Source organism: Streptomyces sp. NRRL F-6676 (assembly GCF_000725625.1).
Classification (GTDB): domain Bacteria; phylum Actinomycetota; class Actinomycetes; order Streptomycetales; family Streptomycetaceae; genus Streptomyces.
The window spans coordinates 34617-58533 of the sequence record NZ_JOHS01000033.1 but is presented as its reverse complement, the minus strand read 5'-3'; the positions used below and the strand labels follow the sequence as shown (position 1 = coordinate 58533).

Annotated in this window: 22 protein-coding genes and 2 pseudogenes; 12 read left to right on the top strand and 12 right to left on the bottom strand. The window is 71.6% G+C overall.

The genetic code is table 11. The features are described 5' to 3' along the window. The first annotated feature begins 45 nt into the window (after window positions 1-45). Entirely contained in the window at window positions 46-1377 is a 1332-nt protein-coding gene (locus IO29_RS20635; RefSeq protein ID WP_030380915.1) for an aminotransferase class I/II-fold pyridoxal phosphate-dependent enzyme, read from the top strand. A 76-nt stretch (window positions 1378-1453) separates the two neighbouring features. On the opposite strand, the gene IO29_RS20630 is transcribed toward IO29_RS20635, so the two are convergent. Beyond that, window positions 1454-2419, bottom strand: a complete 966-nt coding sequence (locus tag IO29_RS20630; RefSeq protein ID WP_199806920.1) for a DMT family transporter — start codon at window positions 2417-2419, stop codon at window positions 1454-1456. Between the two features lie 74 nt (window positions 2420-2493). On the opposite strand from IO29_RS20630, the gene IO29_RS20625 reads away from it, so the two are divergent. Then, on the top strand, window positions 2494-3420 hold the full coding sequence (locus IO29_RS20625; RefSeq protein ID WP_030380917.1) for a LysR family transcriptional regulator: 927 nt from the start codon (window positions 2494-2496) through the stop codon (window positions 3418-3420). Window positions 3421-3425: 5 nt separating this feature from the next. On the opposite strand, the gene IO29_RS20620 is transcribed toward IO29_RS20625, so the two are convergent. Next, window positions 3426-3893, bottom strand: a complete 468-nt coding sequence (locus IO29_RS20620; protein WP_030380918.1) for a pyridoxamine 5'-phosphate oxidase family protein — start codon at window positions 3891-3893, stop codon at window positions 3426-3428. 92 nt (window positions 3894-3985) lie between these two features. After that, entirely contained in the window at window positions 3986-4483 is a 498-nt protein-coding gene (locus tag IO29_RS20615; RefSeq protein ID WP_030380919.1) for a Rieske (2Fe-2S) protein, read from the bottom strand. Window positions 4484-4724: 241 nt separating this feature from the next. On the opposite strand from IO29_RS20615, the gene IO29_RS20610 reads away from it, so the two are divergent. The 6 genes from IO29_RS20610 to IO29_RS20585 all read left to right on the top strand — a co-directional run bounded on the left by IO29_RS20610 (window position 4725) and on the right by IO29_RS20585 (window position 9116). Further along, window positions 4725-5504 carry a HipA family kinase gene (locus IO29_RS20610; RefSeq protein WP_030380920.1) on the top strand — a complete coding sequence of 260 codons (780 nt, stop codon included), beginning with the start codon at window positions 4725-4727 and terminating at the stop codon, window positions 5502-5504. Next, a complete protein-coding gene (locus IO29_RS20605; RefSeq protein WP_030380921.1) occupies window positions 5501-5884 on the top strand; it encodes a DUF3037 domain-containing protein in 384 nt (127 codons plus the stop codon). The genes IO29_RS20610 and IO29_RS20605 overlap by 4 nt, the downstream gene beginning before the upstream one ends. Window positions 5885-6060: 176 nt before the next feature. Further along, window positions 6061-6822 carry a 3-oxoacyl-ACP reductase FabG gene (fabG, locus tag IO29_RS20600; RefSeq protein WP_030380922.1) on the top strand — a complete coding sequence of 254 codons (762 nt, stop codon included), beginning with the start codon at window positions 6061-6063 and terminating at the stop codon, window positions 6820-6822. A 30-nt stretch (window positions 6823-6852) separates the two neighbouring features. Beyond that, window positions 6853-7611, top strand: coding sequence for an SDR family oxidoreductase (locus tag IO29_RS20595; RefSeq protein WP_030380923.1), 759 nt, complete (start codon window positions 6853-6855; stop codon window positions 7609-7611). 160 nt (window positions 7612-7771) lie between these two features. After that, window positions 7772-8455, top strand: a complete 684-nt coding sequence (locus tag IO29_RS20590) for a uracil-DNA glycosylase (RefSeq protein WP_030380924.1) — start codon at window positions 7772-7774, stop codon at window positions 8453-8455. Window positions 8456-8645: 190 nt separating this feature from the next. Beyond that, a complete protein-coding gene (locus IO29_RS20585; protein ID WP_051707948.1) occupies window positions 8646-9116 on the top strand; it encodes a hypothetical protein in 471 nt (156 codons plus the stop codon). A 10-nt stretch (window positions 9117-9126) separates the two neighbouring features. On the opposite strand, the gene IO29_RS20580 is transcribed toward IO29_RS20585, so the two are convergent. Beyond that, on the bottom strand, window positions 9127-9597 hold the full coding sequence (locus IO29_RS20580; protein WP_030380926.1) for a hypothetical protein: 471 nt from the start codon (window positions 9595-9597) through the stop codon (window positions 9127-9129). A 120-nt stretch (window positions 9598-9717) separates the two neighbouring features. Between IO29_RS20580 and IO29_RS20575 the strand changes: the two genes are divergently transcribed. Then, window positions 9718-10629 (top strand): Gfo/Idh/MocA family protein, encoded by a 912-nt coding sequence (locus tag IO29_RS20575; RefSeq protein ID WP_030380927.1) that lies wholly within the window; start codon window positions 9718-9720, stop codon window positions 10627-10629. Here the strand turns inward: IO29_RS20575 and lnt are convergent. Together lnt and IO29_RS20565 are read right to left on the bottom strand one after the other, a co-directional pair. After that, window positions 10547-12176 (bottom strand): annotated as a pseudogene (gene lnt / locus IO29_RS20570) (apolipoprotein N-acyltransferase). The gene IO29_RS20575 and the pseudogene lnt overlap by 83 nt on opposite strands. A 222-nt stretch (window positions 12177-12398) precedes the next feature. Next, the gene (locus IO29_RS20565; protein ID WP_030380928.1) at window positions 12399-12578 is read right to left on the bottom strand and encodes a hypothetical protein; all 180 of its coding nucleotides are present in this window, start codon (window positions 12576-12578) and stop codon (window positions 12399-12401) included. 58 nt (window positions 12579-12636) lie between these two features. Here IO29_RS20565 and IO29_RS38585 point away from each other — a divergent pair, with 58 nt between their 5' ends. Further along, window positions 12637-12819, top strand: coding sequence for a hypothetical protein (locus IO29_RS38585; RefSeq protein ID WP_030380929.1), 183 nt, complete (start codon window positions 12637-12639; stop codon window positions 12817-12819). Here IO29_RS38585 and IO29_RS20560 read toward each other — a convergent pair. The 5 genes and pseudogenes from IO29_RS20560 to IO29_RS20540 form a co-directional block, all read right to left on the bottom strand. Beyond that, window positions 12785-13636 carry a hypothetical protein gene (locus tag IO29_RS20560; RefSeq protein WP_051707942.1) on the bottom strand — a complete coding sequence of 284 codons (852 nt, stop codon included), beginning with the start codon at window positions 13634-13636 and terminating at the stop codon, window positions 12785-12787. The two genes, IO29_RS38585 and IO29_RS20560, sit on opposite strands and share 35 nt — an antisense overlap. A gap of 147 nt (window positions 13637-13783) precedes the next feature. Then, window positions 13784-13909: pseudogene (locus IO29_RS36765) on the bottom strand (RidA family protein); the annotation flags it as partial. A 604-nt stretch (window positions 13910-14513) separates the two neighbouring features. Next, window positions 14514-15554 (bottom strand): MBL fold metallo-hydrolase, encoded by a 1041-nt coding sequence (locus IO29_RS20550; protein WP_106969906.1) that lies wholly within the window; start codon window positions 15552-15554, stop codon window positions 14514-14516. 815 nt (window positions 15555-16369) lie between these two features. After that, window positions 16370-17956 (bottom strand): N-acyl-D-amino-acid deacylase family protein, encoded by a 1587-nt coding sequence (locus tag IO29_RS20545; protein ID WP_030380933.1) that lies wholly within the window; start codon window positions 17954-17956, stop codon window positions 16370-16372. A 41-nt stretch (window positions 17957-17997) separates the two neighbouring features. Next, window positions 17998-19332, bottom strand: a complete 1335-nt coding sequence (locus IO29_RS20540) for an MFS transporter (RefSeq protein ID WP_051707943.1) — start codon at window positions 19330-19332, stop codon at window positions 17998-18000. A 158-nt stretch (window positions 19333-19490) separates the two neighbouring features. On the opposite strand from IO29_RS20540, the gene IO29_RS20535 reads away from it, so the two are divergent. After that, window positions 19491-20528, top strand: coding sequence for an Lrp/AsnC family transcriptional regulator (locus IO29_RS20535; protein ID WP_030380935.1), 1038 nt, complete (start codon window positions 19491-19493; stop codon window positions 20526-20528). A 43-nt stretch (window positions 20529-20571) separates the two neighbouring features. Here the strand turns inward: IO29_RS20535 and IO29_RS20530 are convergent, their stop codons facing one another. Continuing rightward, window positions 20572-22020 carry an NAD(P)/FAD-dependent oxidoreductase gene (locus tag IO29_RS20530; protein ID WP_234307574.1) on the bottom strand — a complete coding sequence of 483 codons (1449 nt, stop codon included), beginning with the start codon at window positions 22018-22020 and terminating at the stop codon, window positions 20572-20574. On the opposite strand from IO29_RS20530, the gene IO29_RS20525 reads away from it, so the two are divergent. Then, window positions 22007-23575: a PucR family transcriptional regulator gene (locus tag IO29_RS20525; protein WP_030380937.1), complete on the top strand. Its 1569-nt coding sequence runs from the start codon at window positions 22007-22009 to the stop codon at window positions 23573-23575. The genes IO29_RS20530 and IO29_RS20525 overlap by 14 nt on opposite strands. Window positions 23576-23917 lie beyond the last annotated feature (342 nt).

Sequence of the window (23917 nt, the reverse complement as noted above, 5' to 3'; positions counted from 1 at the left end):
GACTGAGTTGCACAGGATGTATTGCACTAGTGCATAATGTCGTTTGTGCTAGGAGAATATCCGATCGAAGGCCGGCGTGCGGCGGAGATTTCCGCGAGCATCGAACGCGGGGTGGGCAGCGGCGACCTGCTCCCCGGCCAACCGCTGCCCCCCATGCGGGAGTTGGCGACGTCACTCGGGGTGAATCCGAACACCGTCGCGGCCGCCTACCGCACCCTGCGGGAACGCGGGGTCATCGAGACCGACGGGCGGCGCGGCAGCCGGGTCCGGGCGAAGCCGGCGACCACTGCCCGGGAGTACGTCCGGGTCCAGGTCCCGGAAGGGGTGCGCAACCTCGCCGACGGCAACCCCGACCCCGCGCTCCTGCCCGCCCTGGGTGAGGCGTTCGCGGCGGCCGCCGGCCGGGCCGACCGTGCCCCCGTGCTCTACGGGGAGGACGCGGTGGAGCCGGAACTGACCCGGATCGCCCGCGCGGAACTGGACGCGGACGGTGTGCCGGACGGACCCGTGATCGTGGCCTCCGGATCGCTCGACGCGATCGAACGGGTGCTCACCGCCCATCTGAGACCCGGGGACGCGGTCGCCGTCGAGGACCCGGGCTGGGGCGGCCTGCTCGACCTCGTCCCCGCCCTCGGCCTGCGGACGGTCCCGGTTCGCGTCGACGACGAGGGGCCGCTGGCCGAGGACGTCCGCACGGCCCTCGCCGCCGGGGCCCGGGCCCTCGTCGTCACCGGGCGGGCGCAGAACCCGACGGGCGCCGTGGTGGGCGCCGCCCGCGCGCGTGCCCTGCGTGCCGTGCTGGCCGCGCATCCGGAGACCCTGCTGATCGAGGACGACCACGGCCACGCCATCGTCGACCTGCCCCTGCACCCGCTGGCCGGGACCACCCGCAGCTGGGCGCTGGTCCGCTCCGTGGCCAAGGCGTACGGCCCCGATCTGCGGCTCGCCGTGCTCACCGGGGATCCGGTCACGATCGACCGTGTGCAGGGCCGGCAGCGGCTCGGCCCCGGCTGGGTGAGCCGGCTGCTGCAACGGGCCGTCGTACGGCTGTGGGCCGACGGCGCGGTGGACGTGCCGGCGGTGGCGGCGGCGTACCGGCAGCGGCGCGAGGCGCTGATCGGGGCGCTCGCGGAGCGCGGGGTGGGCGCCCACGGGCGCAGCGGCCTGAACGTCTGGGTCCCGGTGCCGGACGAGACCGGCGCGGTGGCCCGGCTGCTGCACGCGGGCTGGGCGGTCGCCCCCGGCGCCCGCTTCCGGGCGGCGGCCCCGCCCGGCATCCGGATCACCGTCTCGGCCCTCACGCCGGAGGAGGCCGGGGCGGTCGCGGACGCCGTCGCCGCGGCGGTCGGGCCGGCGAGCGGCCCGCGGTACGTGTGACCGCTCTGGCCCCGCCGTGGCCTGTGCCGGCCGGTGGGGGGTGTTCGCGCAGTTCCCCGCGCCCCTTGGGGCGCGCCTACGCCCGCTTCCGGCTCTGCGTCAGGGCCGCGCCCGCCACAACGATCACCGCTCCCACGGGCGTCGACCACGCGAGCGGCTCGTCCAGGACCGCCACACCCGCCGCCGTGGCGATCACGGGGATGAAGTACGTGACCATCTGCGCCGTCGTCGGACCGACCTCGGCGACCAGGCTGTGCTGCACCAGCATGGCGAGGCCGGTGCCGAGCGCGCCCAGGGCGACGACGGCGAGCAGCGGCAGCACGGGAAGGCCGCTCGGCACGTCGGTGAAGAGCGGGGTGACCACCGCGAGCTGCACCGTCGCCAGGAGCAGCTGGGCGCCGGTGAGCGAGAGGTGGGAGGAGCCGGTGCCGGACAGCGTGCGGCGGACGTAGATCCAGCCGACGGGGTAGCTCAGCGAGGCGAGCAGGGCCAGCGCGGTGCCCGTGGCGTCCAGACCGTGGAAGCCCTGCCAGGCGCCCAGGACGGTGAGCACGCCCAGGAAGCCGAGGCCGAGCCCGGCGAAGCGGCGCCGGGTCGGACGGTCCTCGGAGAGCGCCACGAGCGACAGGGCCATGCCCCACAGCGGCGAGGTCGCGTTGCAGATGCCCGCGAGCGTCGACGGAATGGTCAGTTCCGCGTACGCGAACAGCGAGAACGGCAGCGCGTTGAGCAGCAGCGCCGCCACCGCGAGATGCCCCCAGGCGCGGGCCCCGCGCGGCAGCCGCTGCCGCTTCACCGCCATCGCGGCCACCAGCACCGCCGTGCCGAACAGCAGCCTGCCGAACGTCACCTGGAACGGGGCGTAGGCGTGCGTGCCCACCTTGATGAGCAGGAAGCTGAAGCCCCAGATCAGCGACAGCGCGCCGAAGCGCAGCCGCCAGTCGATCGCGGGACGGCCCGCCGGGGCGGGGGCGGGAGCGGAGGCGGCGGGAGGGGCGGACGGAACCGAATCCGGGGTGGGGGACGAGGCGACGGTGCTCATGGCGGCCAGCCTCGCGCAGTCGACCTCGTAGCACAATCGAGAATTGACGCCCGATATCTCGTAGCATCGCTTACATGTTGAACCTGGAGCGCCTGCGCACCCTCGACGCCCTCGCCCGGCACGGCTCCGTCAGCGCCGCCGCCGAAGGGCTGCACGTGACGACCTCGGCCGTCTCGCAGCAGCTCGCCAAGCTGGAGCGCGAGGTCGGCCAGCGGTTGCTCGCCAAGAACGGGCGGGGCGTACGGCTGACCGACGCCGGGCGGCTGCTCGCCGAGCACGCCGCGCGCATCCTCTCCCAGGTCGAGCTGGCCCGCTCCGATCTGGAGGCCCAGCGGGGGCGCGTGGTCGGGGAGTTGCGTCTGGCGGCGTTCCCCACGGCGGCGCGCGGGCTGTTCCCGGCGGCGCTCGCCGGGCTGCGCGTCCGGCACCCCTCGCTCCGGCTGCGCTCCTGCGAGCTGGAACCGGAGGCCGGCGTCGCCGGGGTGGTCCGCGGGGATCTCGACCTCGCGGTCGTCCTGGACTGGTACAACAAGCCGATGCCGCTGCCGGACGGGCTGGTCAAGGCCGCGCTCCTGGACGACCCGGCCGATGTGGCCATGCCGGCCGGGCACCGGCTGGCCGGCCGTGGGGAGGTGGATCTCGCGGAGTTCGCCGACGACGAGTGGATCACCTGGAACGAGGGCGAGTTCTGCCACGAGTGGCTGATGTTCACCCTGCGCTCCAAGGGCGTCGAGCCGATCATCGGCCACCGGGCCGCCGAGACGCACACACAGCTCGGGATGGTCGCCGCCGGGCTCGGCGTGTGCGTCGCCCCGCTGCTCGGCCGGGACCCGATGCCGGAGGGCGTGGTCACCGTGCCGGTGCGGCAGCGGGTGCGGCGCCATGTCTACGTGGTGTGGCGGGCGGACGCCGACCGCCGCCCGTCGATCCGGGCGGCGGTCGCGGCACTGCGGGAGGCGGCGGAGACGGTGGGGGTGTCCCGCGACGGGGAGGGCGCGTGAGGCCGCTACCGCCGGCCCAGTTTGCGGAAGTCCCAGGACACCGTCTTCTCCGGGGTGAGCCGGAGCCAGGCGTGCCGGCCGTCGTGCGGCATCTCCTCCAGACCGAAGTTCTTCCGGGCGAACAGGGTCTCCGGCACGTCCAGTTCGGCGCGCAGTTCGCCGGTGCGCGGGATCTCGCCCACGAACTCCACGGTCCCGGACAGCTCCACACCCCGCAGTTCGTCGTACTCCTCGCCGGTGTCGACGACGACGGCGACCCGCGGGTCCCGGCGCAGCTCCGCCCAGCGCTTGCTGCGCACCACGGAGTACAGCCACATCGAGGCGCCGTCCCACACGAACCAGAGGGTGCTCACGTGCGGGGCGCCGTTCGCGGAGACCGTGGCCACCCGGCAGTTGCGCTGGGTGGTGAGGAACCCGTCCAGCTCCGCCGGCGTCATCATGATCCTGCGCCCCCGGCGCTGGGTGACGGACATGCGTTCCCCTTCCCCGTTCCTCTTCCCCGTACCTCCGGCTCCGTTCCTCCCGGGTACCCGCCCGCTGCCGCCGGGTACCCGCCGCGCACCGGTCAGGCGAGCTTGATCGACTCGCCGTCCACGGTGATCTTCGCGGCGGCCAGCGGCTGGGTCGCCGGGCCCTTCTTCACGCTGCCGTCGCTGGCGGAGAACTGGCTGTTGTGGCACGGGCAGACGATCACGCCGTCGCTGATGCTGCTCACCGCGCAGCCCTGGTGCGTGCACTTGGACGAGAAGGCCTTGAACTCCCCCGCGCTCGGCTGCGTCACGACCACGCCCTGGTCGCCGAAGACCTTGCCGCCGCCCTCGGGGATGTCGGAGGTCTTCGCCAGTTCGGCGCCGCCGGAGCCCGAGCCCGAACCCGACCCGGAGTCCTGCGAGGCGCTGTCGTTGCCGCCCGTGCCGCCGCCGGTGCTCGCACTGGCGGAGGAGGAGTCGTCGTCCCCGCCGCCGCACGCGGTCAGCGCCACGGCGAGTCCCGCCGCGCCGACCGCCGCCACGACCGTACGACGGGCCGGAGCCGGAGCGGGGTGGAGCGATTCGCTGGTCATGCCGACGTTCCCTTCGAAGGTTGCCGCCACTGGTCACCGGCGTCCCCCGCCCGTGCCCACCGGCATGCGTGTCCTGCCGCCGGCTCGCCGCCGGTGACTGCTGGTGCTTCGACCATGGTTACGGCGGACGGGCGCCGCCTGTTCAGGACGCGCCCGATCGACAGGAGATCGACAGCAGGCCGCCGGTATCCGGCCACCGGGGTCGGGAACCGGTCCCGCCCCGCCCCGATAACCTGGGGCGATGCTCAAGGAAGTCACCGCGACCCGCTACATCACGCCCCTGCGGGAGGGCGGTTCGCTGCCCGGACTGATCGAGGCGGACGACCTCGGCACCTACGTGCTGAAGTTCAGCGGCGCCGGGCAGGGCCGCAAGACGCTCGTCGCGGAGGTGGTGTGCGGCACGCTCGCGCGCCGGCTCGGACTGCGCGCGCCCCCGCTGGTCACCGTCGCCCTCGACCCCGTGCTGGGCCTCGGGGAACCCGACGAGCAGGTGCAGGGGCTGCTGCGGGGGAGCGGCGGGCTCAACCTCGGGATGGACTTCCTCAGCGGCGCCCTCGGCTTCGACGCCCTCGCCTTCCCGGTGGACCCCGCGGAGGCCGGGCGGATCGTCTGGTTCGACGCGCTGGTCAACAACGTCGACCGCTCCTGGCGCAACCCCAACCTGCTGATGCGGCGGGGCGAGCTGTGGCTCATCGACCACGGGGCCACCATGATCTGGCAGCACAACTGGCCCACCGCCGAGACCTCCGCCGCGCGGCCCTACGACGCCTCGGACCACGCCCTCGCCCCCTTCGCGCCGGACGTCGCCGCGGCCGCCGCCGAACTGGCCCCGCGGGTGACGGCGGAGCTGCTGGCCGAGGTGACCGCCGAGATCCCCGACGCCTGGCTGACGGACGAACCCGGCTTCGGCACCCCGGACGACGTGCGCCGGGCCTACGCGGCCCCGCTGCTGGCCCGGGCCTCCGACATCCACACCCGCGTCACCGGCCTCGACACCACCGCCCCGCAGGAGAAAAAGTGAACGACCGGGACGTCTACGAGTACGCGCTGCTGCGGGTCGTACCGCGCGTCGAACGCGGTGAGTGCCTCAACGCGGGGGTGCTCGTCTACTGCCGGGCCCGGTCCTTCGTGGCCGCACGCACCCATCTGGACGAGGCTCGGCTGCGCGCACTGGACCCGACGGCGGACGTGCCCGGCGTGCGCGCCGCGCTGCGCGCCGTCGAGGGTGTGTGCGCGGGCGGCGGCGCGGCGGGCCCGGCGGCCGGGGACGACGCCGGGCGGCGCTTCCGCTGGCTGGTCGCGCCCCGGTCGACGATCGTGCGCCCCGGCCCGGTGCACACGGGTCTGACCGCCGATCCGGCGGCCGAGGCGGAGCGATTGCTCGGGCTGCTGGTGAGGTAATGGATCACACGGACCCGGTGTGCCGTTGACACCGGGTGCCAGGGCTTCTAGCGTCACGTCTGTCGAAGGTACTAAGCGGTCGCTCACCGGGCGTGCCGCAGGAGCCGCCACCTTCCGGAAGCCTCCGGGACCCCGGAGGCCGCCCGGTGACTTCCCCAGGACGAGGAGAAGCAGCAATGTCCACCACTGAAGCGCGGGTAGCCGTCGTCACCGGCGCGGCGCGCGGCATCGGCGCCGCCACCGCCGTACGACTGGCCGCCGAGGGCCGGGCCGTCGCGGTGCTCGACCTCGACGAGGCCGCCTGCAAGGACACGGTCGAGAAGATCACCGCCGCCGGCGGGCGGGCGCTCGCGGTCGGCTGCGACGTCTCCGACGAGGCGCAGGTCGCGGCGGCCGTCGAACGTGTCGTCCAGGAACTGGGCGCGCCGACGATCCTCGTCAACAACGCGGGTGTGCTCCGCGACAACCTGCTGTTCAAGATGAGCGTCTCCGACTGGGACACCGTCATGGGCGTGCATCTGCGCGGCGCCTTCCTGATGTCCCGCGCCTGCCAGAAGCACATGGTCGACGCGCACTTCGGGCGGATCGTCAACCTCTCCTCGTCCTCCGCGCTCGGCAACCGCGGCCAGGTCAACTACTCCGCCGCCAAGGCGGGCTTGCAGGGCTTCACCAAGACCCTCGCCAAGGAGCTCGGCAAGTTCGGCGTCACCGCCAACGCCGTCGCCCCCGGTTTCATCGCCACCGAGATGACCAAGGCCACCGCCGACCGCGTCGGCATGGGCTTCGACGACTTCAAGGCCGCCGCCGCCACCCAGATCCCGGTCGCCCGTGTCGGCGAGCCCGAGGACATCGCCAACGCCATCGCGTTCTTCACGGGCGAGGCCGCGGGATTCGTCTCCGGCCAGGTGCTGTACGTGGCCGGCGGGCCGCTCGACTAGGGCGACCGAGGAACCAGGGAAACAGGGAACATGACATCGGTGGAACTCTCCGGCAAGGTCGCCCTCGTCACCGGCGCCAGCCGCGGCATCGGCTACGGCGTCGCCGAGGCGTTCGTCGCCCGCGGCGACCGCGTCTGCATCACCGGCCGCAACGAGGACGCCCTCGCGGAGGCCGTGACGGCGCTCGGCGCCGACCGCGTCATCGGCGTGGCCGGCAAGGCGCACGACGAGGAGCACCAGGCCGTCGCCGTCGCGCGCACCATGGAGGCGTTCGGCCGCGTCGACTACCTCGTCAACAACGCCGGCACCAACCCGGTGTTCGGCGCGATCGCGGACGTCGACCTGAACGTGGTGCGCAAGGTCTTCGAGACCAACGTGCTCTCCGCGCTCGGCTTCGCCCAGCGGATCTGGCACGCCTGGCAGAAGGAGAACGGCGGGGCGATCGTCAACATCGCCTCCGTGGCCGGGCTGTCGGCCTCGCCGTTCATCGGGGCGTACGGCGTCAGCAAGGCCGCGATGATCAACCTGACGCAGCAGCTCGCGCACGAGTTCGCGCCGACGGTGCGGGTCAACGCGATCGCGCCCGCCGTGGTCAAGACGAAGTTCGCGCAGGCCCTGTACGAGGGCCGGGAGGCGGAGGCCGCCGCCTCCTACCCGCTCGGCCGGCTCGGCGTCCCCTCCGACGTCGGCGGGGCCGCGGCGTTCCTCACCTCCGGCCAGTCGGACTGGATCACCGGGCAGACGCTCGTCGTGGACGGCGGCATCTTCCTCAACGCGGGCGTCGGCTGACGGCGGCCGGGCTCCTGGGCGCGGGCGGTTCCGCCTTCCGGCGGGGCCGCCCGCACCCGTGCATACCGGCCCTCGACGGCCGGGGGCGGAGGCCCGTTGTCAGTGGTCGCCGGTAGGTTCTTCAGAACTGGAAGTGACCGTACGACGAAGGACGTTGAACGTGACCGACATCGCCATGCTGCCCGAGTCCTGGCAGGGCGTTCTGGGGGACGAGCTCCAGCAGCCCTACTTCAAGGAGCTGACCGAGTTCGTCGAGGAGGAGCGGGAGAAAGGTCCCGTGTATCCGCCCCGCGAGGAGGTCTTCGCGGCGCTCGACGCCACGCCGTACGAGAAGGTGAAGGTACTGGTCCTGGGCCAGGACCCCTATCACGGCGAGGGCCAGGGCCACGGACTGTGCTTCTCGGTCCGCCCCGGCGTGCGGACGCCGCCGTCGCTGCGGAACATCTACAAGGAGATGCAGGCCGAGCTGGGCACGCCGATCCCCGACAACGGCTATCTGATGCCGTGGGCCGAGCAGGGCGTGCTGCTGCTCAACGCGGTGCTCACGGTCCGCGGGGGCGAGGCGAACTCGCACAAGGGGCGTGGCTGGGAGAAGTTCACGGACGCGGTGATCAAGGCGGTGGCCGGCCGGCCCGACCCGGCGGTCTTCGTGCTCTGGGGGAACTACGCGCAGAAGAAACTGCCGCTGATCGACGAGTCCCGGCACGTGGTGGTCAAGGGCGCGCACCCCTCGCCGCTGTCGGCGAAGAAGTTCTTCGGCTCCCGTCCGTTCACGCAGATCAACGAGGCGGTGGCGGCGCAGGGCCACGAGCCGATCGACTGGACGATCCCGAACCTGGGCTGAGCGCAGGCGGGCCGGGTGCGTGCGGCTGCAAGACGGGGGAGGACAACGGGGCAGATGTGCGCACCGGACCCCGTGTCTGCGAGCTGATCCGGACGACAGGCCCTAGCGTCGGAAAGGTCGGTTTCGGCGGGACCGGAAGGACGTGACGGTGGAGCCACAGGAACGCGCGGAGGCGGCGGCCGACGCCGTGATGGGCCGTATCGGGCAGGCCGTCATGCTGCACCACGGCGGTGACCGGGAGGAGGCGCGCGGGCGGTTCCTGGAGTTGTGGGCGGAGATCGGGGAGGACGGGGACCCGCTCCACCGCTGCACGCTGGCGCACTACATGGCGGACACGCAGGACGAGCCCGCCGACGAACTGGCCTGGGACCTGCGGGCGTTGTCGGCCGCCGAGGAACTCACCGACAGCCGGCCCGCCACGGACGACGGCCGGCACGTGGTGCGAGGCTTCCTCCCCTCCCTGCACCTCAACCTCGCGGCGGACTACGCGAGGCTGGGCCGTCGCGAGGACGCCCGCGGGCATCTCCACCGCGCCCGCGGCACGGCGGACGCGCTCGGGGACGATGCGTACGGGGAGGGGGTACGGGCGGCGATGGACCGGCTGGAGCGGGAGCTGTCGACGGGGGGCCGGCCACCGGTGGGGCCGCCGAGGCGGCCCTGAGACCGGGTGGTCAGTGGCCGTACGTGTTGTCGCAGATCTTGGACTGGGGGCTGTCGGCGGGCCAGCCGCCGTAGCTGCGGCCCAGGTCGCAGATGCCCGCGTTGTCGGGGGGAGGGTTCGGGGCGGCGGGTGGTGGGGCGGCCCGGTGTTCGGTGCGGGGTTGTCGGGGGTGCGGGGCGGCCGGCGGTCGCCGGGGTGCGGGGGCCCGGGCCGCCGGCGGGGCCGGGGGGTGCGACGGGCGTACGGGGGCGTCCGGGTCGTCGGCCGACGGTGCGCGGGGGCCGGTGCGTTCCAGGGCCTCGTCCGCCGGGGCCTGGACGGGCCGGGGCCCGGCGCTGCCGTCCGGGCGCGGTGCGGTCGTACGGGACGGTGACGGCGAGGGCGGCGGCCCCGGAGCGACGGGCCGCTGGACCGTCGTACAGCCGGCGAGGGCGGACGCGGTCACCGTGACCAGGAGCGCTGCGGTGGTGGTTCGATGCACCCGGGCAACTCTGGCGGTCCGGGCGGGGTCGGCGACAGCGGACGGGGGCGAAATGCCCCGCACGGGTGATCGCCGTATGCTTCCCCGGAACCCGCGTCGAACACTTTGAGGAGACCACCGGTGAAGGTCGGCTGCATCGGACTCGGCGACATCGCGCAGAAGGCCTACCTACCGGTGCTCGCCACGCTGCCCGGTGTCGAACCGCACCTGCACACGCGCACGCCCGCCACGCTCACCCGCGTCGCCGACGCCCTGCACCTCCCCGCCGGACAGCGCCACACCGAACTGCGGACCCTGCTGGACCAGGGGCTCGACGCGGCGTTCGTGCACGCGTCCACCGCCGCCCACCCCGAACTCGTCGCACGGCTCCTGGAGGCGGGTGTGCCGACGTACGTCGACAAGCCCCTCGCCTACGAACTGGCCGACTCCGAGCGGCTGGTGACGCTCGCGGAGGAACGGAACACCGGCCTCGTGGTCGGGTTCAACCGGCGGTACGCGCCCGGGTACGTCCAGTGCGCCGACCACCCCCGCGAGCTGATCCTGATGCAGAAGAACCGCGTCGGACTGCCCGAGGACCCGCGCACGATGATCCTCGACGACTTCATCCATGTCGTCGACACCCTGCGGTTCCTGGTGCCCGGTCAGGTGGACGACGTCACCGTGCGGGCGCGCACCGAGGGCGGGCTGCTGCACCATGTCGTGCTCCAGCTCGCCGGGGAGGGTTTCACGGCGCTCGGCGTGATGAACAGGCTGAGCGGTTCGGCCGAGGAGATCCTCGAGGTGTCCGGGCAGGACAGCAAGCGGCAGGTGGTCAACCTCGCCGAGACGATCGACCACAAGGGCCAGCCCACCGTGCGCCGACGCGGCGACTGGGTGCCGGTGGCCCGGCAGCGCGGCATCGAGCAGGCGGTGCTGGCCTTCCTCGACGCCGTGCGCGCCGGGAAGGTGCTCAGCGCCCGGGACGCGCTGGCCACTCACGAACTGTGCGAACGGGTGGTGACCGCGGTGCGGGAGCGGTCCGCCACGTCCTGAACGCCGGCGTGCGCCCGGTAGGCGCGCACCCCCTCCGTGACGCACAGCGCGGCCAGGACCAGCAGCGCCGCGTGGACCGGCCAGTCACCGTGGCGCACGTACGGGGTCGTGCCGTGCGCGAGCGGCACCTCGTACACCGCCGAGGCGCCGGCGTCGTCCGTGCCGAGCCGGGAGCCGAGGCGCTCGCCGCCGGGGCCGTAGACCGCGGAGACGCCGGTCAGCGTGGCGTGCACCATCGGACGGCCGGTCTCGGCGGCGCGCAGCGCGGCCAGCGAGGCGTGCTGCGCGGGCGCCCAGCTGTGCTGGAAGCTCGACGTCGAGGACTGGGCGAGCAGCAGGTCGGCGCCGTCGGCCGCGAGGTGCCGGCTCATGTCCGGGAAGGCCGTCTCGAAGCAGACCAGCGGGCCGACGCGCAGCCCGTGCCCGACGTCCATCACCACCTGCTCGTCACCGCGCCTGCGGTCCTCCCCGGCCGCCTTGCCGACGGAGGTGGCCCAGCCCAGCAGGGAACGCGCCGGTATGTACTCCCCGAACGGCACCAGGCGCATCTTGTCGTACCGGTCGCCGGTGGGGCCGTCGGGGCCGACGAGGAGGGCGCTCTTGTAGATGCCGGGGCGGTCGGCGCGGCGGGCGTCGACGTTGACGAGGACGTCGGCGTCCAGGCGGCGGGACAGGGCGGCGATCCGGTGCGCGAGGTCGGGGCGGTCGTCGAGGTCGACGCCGACGCTGCTCTCGCCCCAGACGACCAGGTCCACGTCCTGGCCGGCCAGCCGGCGGGTGAGCGACTCCTCGCGGTCGAAGCGGCGCTCCGGGCTGTCGTCGCCGGAGACGATCCCCGACTGGACGACGGCGACGCGGACGTGCCCGTCGACGGCGGGGCGGGGCGCCCACACCCAGGCGGCCGAGGTCGCGAGCGCGACGGCGCCCAGGCCGGCGACGGGCACGACGACGGCGCCGACCGGGCGTCGCCATGTGCGCGTGGCGAGCAGTGAGGTCACCGCCACGTTGACGGCCACCACCAGGAGGCTGAGCAGCCAGACTCCGCCGACGGAGGCGAGCCGCAGCGCCGGCCCGACCTGCCACTGGGTGGCGCCGAGCAGCCCCCACGGGCCGCCCAACCCCTGCCAGGAGCGGACGAGTTCGGGCAGCAGCCAGCCGGAGGGGACGACGAGCAGGGCGGCGGCGAGGCGGAGCGCGGGCGGCGGGCCGCCCGGTTCTCCCGCACGGGGGGCGAGGAAGCGGTGGACCAGCCAGCCCCACGGGGCCCACAGGGCGCCCAGCAGGGCGGCCAGGACGAACAGGAAGACGTTCAGGCTCGGCAGCAACCAGTGGTGGACGGCGACCATGAAGCCGAAGCCGCCGGCCCAGCCGTCGTACGCCGCCCGGCGCGCGGTCGGCGCGGAGCGGATCAGCACCATCCAGGGGACGAGGGCGACGTACGCGAACCACCAGAGGGAGGGGGCGGGAAAGGCGAACATCGGCAGCGCGCCGGTGAGCGCGGCGGCGAGGCCCCGCCGCGCGGTACGCCGTTCGGGCAGCAACCTCACGTGATCCCCTCCCCGGCGTGCGTCCGCGTGTGCTTTCAGTGTGCGCGGTGGGGGAGATCTCAAACGGGGCGGATGGGCAGGCGGCGCCCGGAAGGGGTGCTGTTCGGGGGCGCGGGGAACCGCGCGAAACGGGGCGAAGCCCCGTGCCGGGGACGAAGGGGCGGGAGCCCCTGGGGGAGGGGAAGGGCAGGGGCGGCGGGGGCGAGGAAACCCCAGGGGGCCCTACGCCGCCTCGATCACGTCCTGGCGGATCGCCGACGCCCACTGGATCACCAGCGCCTCGTACTCCGCGCGCTCCTGGGCCGTCAGAGACCCGCCCGCACGCATCCACAGCGCACGGATCCGCTCGTTTAAGTCGGCGGCGGACCGTACGGAACCAGGGGGCACGGATTCGGGGGACATGTGGACAAGCGTAGGGGCAAGGTCTGACAGCCCGCTACCGCTCGGCTACGCACCCGCTATGGAATGGGTCACGGCGGGCGCCGAACACTCCTCGTTCCGCCCTCCTCAGCCCGCCGACCCCGCCGCGTGCGGACTCAGCACCCCCGTCGCCACCAGCCCGATGCTCGCCGCACCCCACGCGATCCGGTACCAGACGGACGGCATGCTCACAGGTCGCAACGGCCGGCTGCCATGGCGGTGATCGCACACTCGGCCGCGTGGCGAGCCGCGAACGGGGTGGGAAAGGTCCCGCAGCCGTGTGTGACGCGCTCGGACGTCCCCGGCCGCAGCTGCCACCTCCAGGTGAACTGAACGGGGGCGACGTCGGGATGGCTCCAGATCGGCATCTCCCGGGGCGGCAGAGCCTCCGCCCGGTCGACCAGGAGGTGGCGCTCCACTCCGCCGACGCAAACCTCTGCCGATTCCCGCCCCTGTTCTGCGCCGCTCCTCCACCGCAGCGGGGTGGGTGTGGACTCGGAGGCGTCGATCAGGGCGTCGGCCAGGTCCGCCAGGCAGAGGTACAGGGCAGCGCGGACCGCCTGCGTGTGGAGGCGGCCCCAGTGCTGTGGGGGGCGTTCGGCGATGTCGTCGACGAGGGACTGGGCGCCGAGTTCGCACAGCGTTTCCTCGAGGTCCGGACCAGTGAAGCCGAGCACAGTGGCGGCGCCCTTGGCTGCCTCCTCCCAGGTGAGCGCGGCGAGCTGGGCGAGCTGGGCGAGATCACCGATGCCGAGGTCGTCCACCAGTTGCTCCATGTACTGTGCCGCGACCTCTGACGGGCCCGGCACTTCGACGTCGAGGACGCCGGAGCGCACGTTGGCGGCAGCGCTGATGTCGCCCGGTTGCAGTGCCCCCGGCGCTGTCGTGGCGACCACTTCGAGGACTCGCAGGTAGAGAGCCCGTACAGGGTGCGCTCCCCGGGGAGGCGCCGGCCGGCCCGAGAGCTCGCACACCGCGTCCACGAGGTCGGCCCCGGTGACACGGAGCGCGCGGCACGCCTGCGGCAACCGATCAGTCATGCCTTTCCGTTCTCCGAAGACGTCCGTCGAGTGCCACCGGGTCAGCGACGGCGCTCGCGGGCGGCGTATGTCATGACGCGGCCGATCGGCTGCGGCAACCCGGGACGGGCTGTCGCAGCCGATCGGCCGCGCTGCGACGGGCCCTGGTCAGCCATCGATGGCGGCCAGAGCGTCGATCTCCACCAGCATGCCGGGCGGAAGCGCCATGTAGACGGTGGTACGGGCCGGGAACGGCTCGCTCACCGCCTCGGCGTATGCCTGGTTCATCTCGGCCGCCTCCCGGCGAGTACGACCGCTCCGTGAGCGACCCCCCACCACGATGCTGCGGTACCGGGCACGGGCCGCGGTATACGTCACGTGACTGCACCTGGCCACGACGGACCGTCGGCCGCTGGACGGAGTCGCACCTCATCGATGACCCGTGCCCACCGGCCCATGCCCCGGCCCGTGCCGTCCGGGAGAGAAGTGGCGGCCGACAAGGCTTCGGGGCCGCTCGATCCGGCGGGCAACACGGTCGGTCGCCGTCTGCGCGCGGTGGGCACAGGGGACGGCCGCAGCCGCGGACGTCCCGTGAAGTGGTGTGGCCGGTCGTGGCCCGGTGCTGTGCGGACGACGGCCCGGGGCGTGGCCGGGTTCCCGGGCGAGCGGGTCCAAGGCTCGTGCGAGTACGGTCGAGGTCGCGTCGAGGTGATCGATGTGCAGCAGCAGACGCTGCTCCGGGCGACGCACAGCTCTCCGTCATCCTTCCGCCTGTGGACGGTCGTGCCCGCGGTTGACGGCGCGTATCCCGGGAGACTTCGCAGGTGACGGCCTGGTTCCGCGGCGCGACACGGAGGGTGCGCCGGGCTCGCGATGCCGGACGGTCCTTCCGGCCGGTTCAGCTGCGGCTGAAGCCCGCCCACTCCTTGATCTTGAAGTAGCTGCCGTTGCGCTCCACCTCGGCGGCGCCGTGGCCGGGAAGGTGGGCGGGCAGGACGAGGGCCTTGTTGTCGGCGGCCCACTCCAGTTCGCGGCGCCGGGTGGCGAGCGCCTTCTTCTCGTCCTCCTCGAAGCAGCTGTTGAATTCGGGGTGTTCGAGCTGGAGCGGGGTGTGCAGCAGGTCGCCGGTGAACAGCGCCTTTTCCTTACCCGATTCCAGCCGGAGGACGGAGGAGCCGGGAGTGTGCCCGGGGGCGAGGTGCAGCTTCAAGCTGCCGTCCAGGGTGTGCGAGTCCTCCCACAGCTTCACCAGGCCGGCGTTGTGGACCGGAAGTACGCTGTCCTCCCAGACGTTCTGATTGCCCTGCCAGTACTTCGGCCGCACCGGGCTCTGGGGGTTCCAGAAGTCGAAGTCGACCTTGGGGATCACGTACGTGGCGTTGGGGAAGGTCGGCACCCAGTCGCGGTCCTCGCGCCGGGTGTTCCAGCCGACGTGGTCGTTGTGGAGGTGAGTGTTCACGACGACGTCGACGTCCTCGGGGCGCACCCCGGCGCGGGCGAGGCGGCGCAGGAAGTCGGTGTCCATGTACTGCCACTGCTTGGCGTAGGGGCGGAATTTGTCGTTTCCGGCGCCCGTGTCGATCAGGATCGTCTTGCCCTCACTACGCAAGACCCATGTTTGCAGGGCGGAGCCGACCATGTCGGTGCTGGGGTTCCAGAAGTCCGGGCTCAGCCAGTTCTCGTTCTCCTGCCACAGCTCCGGCGCGCTGTCCGGGAAGAACTGGCGCGACGTCAGGCCCACCGGACCGCTGAACTCGACGACACGGGTGATGGTGACCCTGCCCAGTTCGATCGTCTGGACCCGCGTCCGGCGTTCGGCGGCTGACGCGGGGAGCCGGCTGCCGAACAGGCTGCCGGCACCGACGGCCGCGCCGATGCCCGCGGTCATTCCGACGAAGCCGCGCCGGCTCAGGGAACGTGAACGATTTTCGCTGTCCATTTTTCGCACTCCGATGAAGTACACACAAGATGTCCTGGCGCGCCGGCCATTGGAGGCGGCCAGGACTGTGACAAGGCCGCATTCACGTCATCACGGCCGGTTTGACCATGGTGCTTCAAGGAGCAGTCAACGGGTATCAGTCACGTGACTGAGATGGGAAACACCCGTATCAGTCACATGACTGCATCGGTGCCGTTCGCCCACAGGCGGAGAGCGCGTGCGCCTGCCGGTTCTGCCCCGCGGCGACCTCGACGCCCGGCCGGGAGCCCGTAGGGCATGGGCAGGGCGCGGTACTGTGGCGAACCGGCGGGCGACGGGCGGAATATGTCGGGCGATGCGTGTGTCGTCGCCGGCTCAACACGACCCAAGCCCGGTGACGCCGGACCTGCGGGCACTGTCACGGTCGGGCGCGCTATTGTCTGGGAATTCTCGATTCCCTGGAAAATGCGGGAAGGGCTCGCGGGGACCGCTCGCCGCAGAATTCTGGAGCGAGTCCGAGACGCACCTTGTCGACGACGCACAGTGGATCGATCGCGGAACACTGGAGATTCTCTCCTTCGTGGCGCGACGCATGGACAGCGAACCCGTCACCCCGTTGGTGGGAGTCCGCACCGCGGCCGCGCTGCCCGGGTTCGACAAGGGATACGAGCGCCTCGAAGTCGGCCCACTGGCGACGAGGCGGCGAACCGGCTGCTCGACCAGCAGCTGCCGCAGGCCACCGCACGTAGGGCAGCAGCTCCTCCGACGGGAGGTATGGCCGGTCCCCACAGCTCCCAGAGGTCTCATGCGCGGACCGGCCAGGGCGGTCCGGTGGCTCATGCCGGGGTGAGACGCCTTCCCGCTCGCTCCCCGCTGAATTCGCCGTCCTCCACCACGATCCGCCCGTTGACCATGACGGTGCGTATGCCCCCCGCCCGCCGATCCGGTGCTTCATAGGTCGCGTGGTCCTTGACCGTCCCGGCGTCGAAGAGGACGAGATCGGCCGCACAGCCCTCCGCGATGCGTCCTCGGTCGGGGATGCCGAAGGCGGTGGCGGGCAAGTACGTCATCTTCCGGATCGCTTCGGGCAGCGACAGCAGACCGGTGTCACGGACGTATGTGGCCAGGATCTTCGGGAACGTGCCGAACATCCGGGGGTGGGGCTTGCCACCGTTTCCCGGTGGCATGCCGTCGGACCCGATCATCGAGCTGGGATGGGCGATCGCCGCGGCGATGTCCTTCTCGTCCATGGCGAACACCGTCATGGAGACCTGGAGCTCCTCTTGCAGCAGCACGCCGACCAGGGCGTCGAACGAGGCGATTCCCTTCTGCGCGGCGATGTGCGCGAGGGTCATGCCGTCGTACTGATGGGTTGCGGAGGAGGCCACGACGATGCGGTCCCACCCCGCCGCGGCCACCCAGTTCTCCCAACTGCCGTCATGCCGCTCCAGCTCGGCCCTGGCGCGAGTCAGAGCGTCCTCGGAACGGAGCCGGGCGAGGAAGGCCTGGTTGCCGCCGTCCTGGAACCACGGGGGGAGGCAGGCGGTGAGCATCGTGCCGGCGGCTTCGTAGGGATACACGTCCTGATGCGCGACGAGGCCGCGTGCCCGGGCCGCGTCGAGAGCCTTGAGCGCGTCGCTCACGGTTCCCCAGGCCTGCTTTCCCGTCGCCTTGAGATGGGAGACCTGTAGGCGGCACCCGGCGCGTTCGGCGATGTGCACCGCCTCGGCGACACTCCGCAACAACTGCGGTCCCTCGCCCCGCATGTGAGTGGCGTAGACACGGCCGGGCGGCAGCACCTCGGCGAGTGCGACGAGTTCCTCGACCTCGGAGAACACTCCGGGCGGGTAGATGAGTCCCGTGGAGAGCCCGAACACTCCGGCCTCCAGGGCCCGGCGCAGCTGCGACCGCATCGCCTCCAGCTCCTGGGGGCGGGGTGCGCGGGCCTCCAGTCCCATGGCAGCGATGCGCAGGGCGTTGTGGCCGATGAGATGGGCGACATTGACGACGTGGCCGGCCTCGTCAGCCCGGGAGAAGAACTCCTCGATGGACGACCAGTCGAACGGCAGTGGGGGGAAGATGCGGCGGGTGAAGGAGCGAAAGGCGTCCCGATGGGCATCGTGCACCGGAGCCAGGCTGAATCCGCAGTTGCCGACGACCTCTGTGGTGACCCCCTGGGTCACCTTGGACACATCGGCAGTATGCAGGAACGGGGCGTTGTCGGCGTGTGAGTGGACGTCGATGAACCCCGGGCTCAGGACGAGTCCCTCGGCGTCGATGACACGGTCCGCCGTCCCCGCCCCGGGACGTGGATCGCTCACGCGGGTGATCCGGGAGTCGGCGACATGGACGTCGGCGGTGTAGGCCGGGGCACCGGAACCGTCGACGACGGTGGCCTTGCGGAAGAGCGTGGAAGCAGGCATGGGAATCACTCCGATACGGCTGGTGGGGAAGGAGGACGCGATCACGTGCCGGCAGGCACCTCGCGTTCGATGTCCGTCTCCACGCGCGCGGGGGTCGGTTTGGTCGCGAGCAGCAGCGCTGTGCCAGCGGCGACAAGCGCGCTCATCGTCAGCAGCCCCCACTCGGTACTCCCGGTGCGTTCTTTCACGAATCCCATGATCATGGGGCTGAAGAAGCCGCCGAGGAGCCCGATCGAGTTGATGAACGCGATACCTCCGGCTGCGGCCGTCCCCTTGAGGAACGAGGGCGGGATCGACCAGAAGACGGTGTACGCCACCCAGAGGCAGACGATTGCCACGCTGATCGACAGGAAGGACACCACGAAGTGGCTCGCGGTCACAGCGGCACATGCCAGTGCGAAGACGGCGATCCCGGCCGGGATCGCGCTGTGCAGCCGGCGCTCGCCGGTGCGGTCGGAACGGCGGCCGACGATCAGCATGAACACGATGGCGAACAGGTACGGGACCGCGGAGAGGGCACCGACACGGGAAAGGCCGTGGACACCGTTCTCCGTGAGGATGGTCGGAAGCCAGAAGCTCACGGCATAGATGCCGCTGATGAGGCAGAAGTAGCTGAGGGCCAGGCTGTAGGTCCGCGGAGCCGTGAGTGCCGCGCCGAGCCGGTGCTTGCCGCCCTGCTGGCGCTTGCCGATGTCGACCGTGATGATGTCCTTCTCCTCGGCCGTGAGCCACCCGGCGTCGGACGGACGGTCTACGAGCGTCTTCCAGACCACGACTCCGAGCAGGACACAGGGCAGGCCCTCGATGATGAACACCCACTGCCATCCGGCAAGTTCGGCGGCGCCGTCGAGGGTCGACATGATCCAAGTGGACAGCGGGCCACCGACCATCGATCCGATGGGCCCGGGAAGCATGACGTACGACATGACCGCCGCCATCCGGGCCGGCGGGAACCACAGGGTGAGGTAGTAGATGATCCCCGGTGCGAAACCGGCCTCGAAGACACCGAGCAGGAAGCGGATGGCGTAGAAGCTGGTGGCGTCATGGACGAACACCATGGCCGCCGAGGTGATCCCCCAAAGGATCATGATGCGCACGACCGTCTTGCGCGTCCCCACCCTGGCCAGCCACAGATTGCTCGGCACCTCGAAGATGACGTATCCGAGGAAGAAGATGCCGGCTGCCACTCCGTACACATGCTCGCTGATGCCGATGTCCTGCTGCATCTGGAGCTTGGCGAAGCCGATGTTGACCCGGTCCAGATAGGCGAAGGTGTAGCACACGACCAGCAGCGGAATGATCCGCCGTGCCGCTTTCGCGTACAGAGCATCGCGCCGGGCGTCGTGCTCCACCGCGAGCGGGGACAGGGCTCTCATGGAAGCCTCCGGGATGTGTGAGTGAACTTGCGCGGGCATGAACACCGCGTTAAAGATGACGGCGGCGTGGACGGCGATGCCGTTCAGGGTGCTCCCGCATCACGTTCGGCCCGCCAAGATGAAGGAAAATTGCGTCGAGCACGCGGGTGGGACGGATTATGACGAGTTCTGTCGGCCGGGGCGGAGTCCCGATCCTGGACGAGACCGACCTCGCCCTCACCGATGCGCTGCAACTGAACCCACGCGTGAGCTGGACCACCCTGTCCGAGGTGCTCGACCTGTCCCCGGTCACCCTGGCCCGCAGATGGCAGGCGCTCGTCCGGGCACGCACCGCATGGACGTGCATCACCCTGGAAGGCCCCACTTTCCGGGGAGCGATCGTCGAGGTGGCCTGCAAACCCGGCACGGCCGTGGACGTGGCCGCCGCCTTCACCCCGCTGCCGCACATCGCCACCGTGGGCATCACGGTCGGCGAGTACGACCTGTTCGCCCTGGTGGTCGCCCCAACGGTCGATGCCATCTCCGCGGTGCTGCTGGACGGGCTGCCGATCACCCCCGACGTCACCCGGGTGAGCAGCCATGTCTACACGGGCATGCTGGGCGGGGGGCGTTGGAGGCACGGAGTGCTCAATCGCGCGCAACGCGAGCAGGTCCGTAGCGACCTGGGGCCGCCTCCCAAGGAACTGCGTCCCCTCAGCGCCGACGACAGAGCGCTGTACCTCGCCCTGGGAAGGGACGGGCGCCGCAGTTACACCGAGGTCGCACAAGACCTGGGGACTTCGCCGCAGGTGGTCAAGCGCCGCCTCGACCGGTTGCAGCGACGGGGCGAAATCGCCTTCCGCTGCGATGTGGCGCGGCCCCTGGCCGGATGGCACGCCATGGCGATGCTGTGGCTGACGGCACCCGACGCCGAAGTCGGCGGCATCGGACGGGCGATCGGGGAGTGGCGGGAGACGCGCTTCTGCGCGCCCGTGGTCAGTCGCACCAATCTGTGTCTGATCGTCAGCCTGCGTTCGGTGGAGCACCTGGACGAGATCGTGCTCAGACTGGCCGCGGAACATCCGCAGGTCACCATCGCCGAACGTCGTCTGGTGCTCCGTCAGGTGAAGGTGCACGGACGCCTGGTGGACGAGCACGGCAGGTCCACCGAGGTGATCCCGGTGGACCCGTGGGGCATGCTGCCCGGCGCGGCCTGAGTGGCGACGGGCCTGCGCACCGGCTACGGGCCGCCGTCCCGCGTCAGCGCAACGGATCGAAGGGGCCCAGTTCCGCCGGCCGACGGCCGGTGACCACCTGCTCCGCGAGCAGGCGACCGGTCGCCGGTCCGAGAGTCATGCCCCACATGCCGTGCCCGCCGGCGGCGAACACACGTGGCGAGCGAGTGGCGCCGATGAGCGGCAGGCCGTCGGGGGTACAGGGCCGCGAACCCACCCATTCGTCCTTGCGCATCTCGAGGTCCGCTCCGTCCAGCAGCGGCCGGGCGGCTTCCACGAGGGCGTTGATCCGGCGGGCGTCCAAAGGCGCCTCAGGAGACCGGAACTCCATCATGCCCGCCACCCGCAGGCGCTGACCTTCCAGCGGCGTGCAGGCCACACGCTGAGCGGGGAAGTACACCGGTGCCGAGGGCACCCGTTCCATGGGGACGCTGAAGCTGTAACCCCGCCCGGCCTGGATGAGGGAGCGCACGCCGAACCGATGGCCGAGGCGACGCAACCAGACACCGTTGGCGAGGACGACGGAGTCGACGTGATCCACTCTGCCGTCCGTCGTGCGGACTCGAACTCCTCGGCCGTCGTCCGACACGTCGGTGACCTCCGCACCGATCCGGACCTCGCCGCCACGGGCACGGACCGCGGCGGCGAGGGCGCGCACATAGGCCCCCGGGTCGACATAGCGCTGCCCGTGCAGCCGCAGCGCCGCGCCGACCTTCCCGGACAGCGCCGGTTCGACCTCCCGAGCCTCGTCACCACTGAGCACATCGAACTCGATGCTCTGTCCCGAGGACCGTATGTGCTCCAGTTCGTCCAGCAACACCTCGCGCTCCTGTGCGCTGCCGTACGCGGCGAGGAACGAGCCCGCGGGGACGGTTTCGGCAGCGACGCCGCCCTCCGACAGGGCGTCAAAGCTCGACAGCGCCAGCCGGTTGATCGGCACCAGCGACCACATCGCACGTTTCCACCTGGCGGTGGTGCTGTGGCGTGCGAAACCCGCCAGGAACCGCAGCAGCCGGAAATCGCTGCTCAAGGGGACATAGACGGGCGAGGAAGGGCTCAGTACGGCCCGCAGGCCATAGCGCAGAACGGCGGGTTCGGGCAGGGGCGTGGCGAGTCCGGGGGTGATCCATCCTGCGTTGCCCCATGAGGATCCGGCGGCCACGTCAGCGCGTTCGAGCACGGTGACGGTGGCGCCGAGTTCCTGGAGGAACCAGGCAGTGGAGAGGCCGACCATGCCTGCGCCGACGACGGCGACTCGGTCAGGACCGGGGGAGGAGGACCGCATTGCGCTTCCTTCCGTTTCGACGGCAACGGTGTCGATCCTGGGTGGGCGGGCCGCCGCTGTCTTCGTCGTGATCCGCTCATGGCCGCCGTGGTGCTTGTGCCACGGGCACAAAGGGGTGATGCAGAATGCGCAGCATGCGTAGTGAAGCCGTCGTCCTCCGGACCAGGGTCCGGCCGTGATCACTCTCACCGATCTCGTCACCTCGCTCGGTGCCGGACTGTTGCGCATGGTCGTCGCGGGGCCGGGTGCCGAGATCCGCGATGTCGTGCTGGCGGAGCCCGGTGAGGGCGCGGGACAGCCGGGCGATCTCGTCCTGGGCGTGGGCGTCACACACCCGCATGCGGCTGCGGAGCTCGCGGAACGAGCTGCCGCGGCTGGAGCGGAAGGACTCGTGCTGAAGGCCGCCGTGATCAGGACTTCGGGGATCGGCGACATCGCCGAGCGTCTCGGCCTGGCCCTCGTGGAGCTGCAACCGCACGTGTCATGGACGGGCGCTGTCTGGCTGCTGCGCAGTGTCATCGACCGCGGGGCGGGAACGGACACGGATGCCGCGGGTGTGCGCGGCACCCTCTTCGCCCTCGCGGATGCGGCAGCGGACATCGTCGATGCCCCCGTGACCGTGGAGGACGCCCACTCGCGCGTCCTCGCCTACTCCGCACGCCAGGAGATCACGGACTCCGTGCGGGTCTCGACGATCGTGGGTCGACGGGTGCCTGCCGAGGTGACCGCGCACTTCAGGGCCCGCGGCGTCTACCGCCGGCTCGCCAGTTCCAGCGAGCCGGTGCTGACCCCTCCAGGGCCGGACGGCCTGCTGCCACGGCTGATCATTCCCGTTCGTGCCGCGGGCGAATGGCTCGGCTCGATCTGGGCCGTGGCCGAGAAGCCGGTGCCTCCGGAACGTATTCGCGAACTCGAAGGAGTGGGGTCCGCTCTTGCCCTGCACCTGCTGCACCTGCGCGCGGACGCCGGTTTGGGGCGCCGGATACGGGAAGGTCGCCTCTCCGCCGTGCTGCGCCATGGGGAGCGGGAGGCGGCGTTCGCGCTGCCGCCGGGCCCGTGGCGCGTCATCGTTCTGGGCACCCCGGACGGGGTGCGGGACGTGGGCGCGCACGCCCTCGTCTGGGAATCCGTCGCCCGTCGAGCCGGCTGGGAGCAGCCGCTCACGGTGGAGTTCGACGGCCTTCTGTACTGCCTGGTGAGCGACGGCGGCAACGGTCCTGCCACGACACCTCGCCCGGGTTCCGTGCGCTGGCTGCGGAACATCCTCGGCGAGTTTTCCCCGCACGACCGAAGCGCGTACGCCGTCATGGGCGGCCTGGCGCACGCGCCCGAGGAGATTCCCCGTTCGCGTGGCGAGGCCGCCGAGCTCAGCCGGTTGGTCACGGCGGGCCGACTGCCGACCGTCGCGTCCGGTGGACTCATCCGGGTGGAGGACGTCTGGGACGTCGTCGTGGTGGAACGGGCCCAGGCGGCGACGCGAATCGAAGCGGGCCTGCTCGGCGGCCCGCTCGCAGCCCTCTCGGCCCATGACAGGGAGCACGGGACCGCGCACCTGGCGACGCTCACCGCGTGGCTGGACTTCCACGGCGATCCCAGAAGTGCCGCTCACGCCCTGCGCATCCATCCCAACACGTTGCGTTACCGCATGCGGCGCCTGGGGGAAGTGGCTTCGGTGGATCTTTCCTCGCCGCGCGTACGACTGGCTCTCCGGCTCCAGCTCGGGGCCATGGGGGCCGCGTACTGAGGCACCCTGTGCCGGCGGCCGGCAGGCGGCTCGACGCGCACGGGCGGACTCGGCGTCGGTAACGCGTGGGGAAACACTCCGGCCCGCGCGGGACATCCGCAGGGACGGCACCATTGAACAATCGATTGTGCAGGTGGGTGCGGCGTGTCGGTCATAGAGGTGGAGGCCAGGGCGCGACACGACGAAAGTGCCTGCGGACAATCGATTGCGCACACTCTTGCGGAGGCCAAAGCGTGCCGTCTAGTGTGAAACGAAGTCGCCACGGCTCGTCCTTGGCTTCGACCTGATTCCGCGTCGACTGACAGGGCGCTTCAGGAAGACAAGTCCTGGGGGCCGCACCCC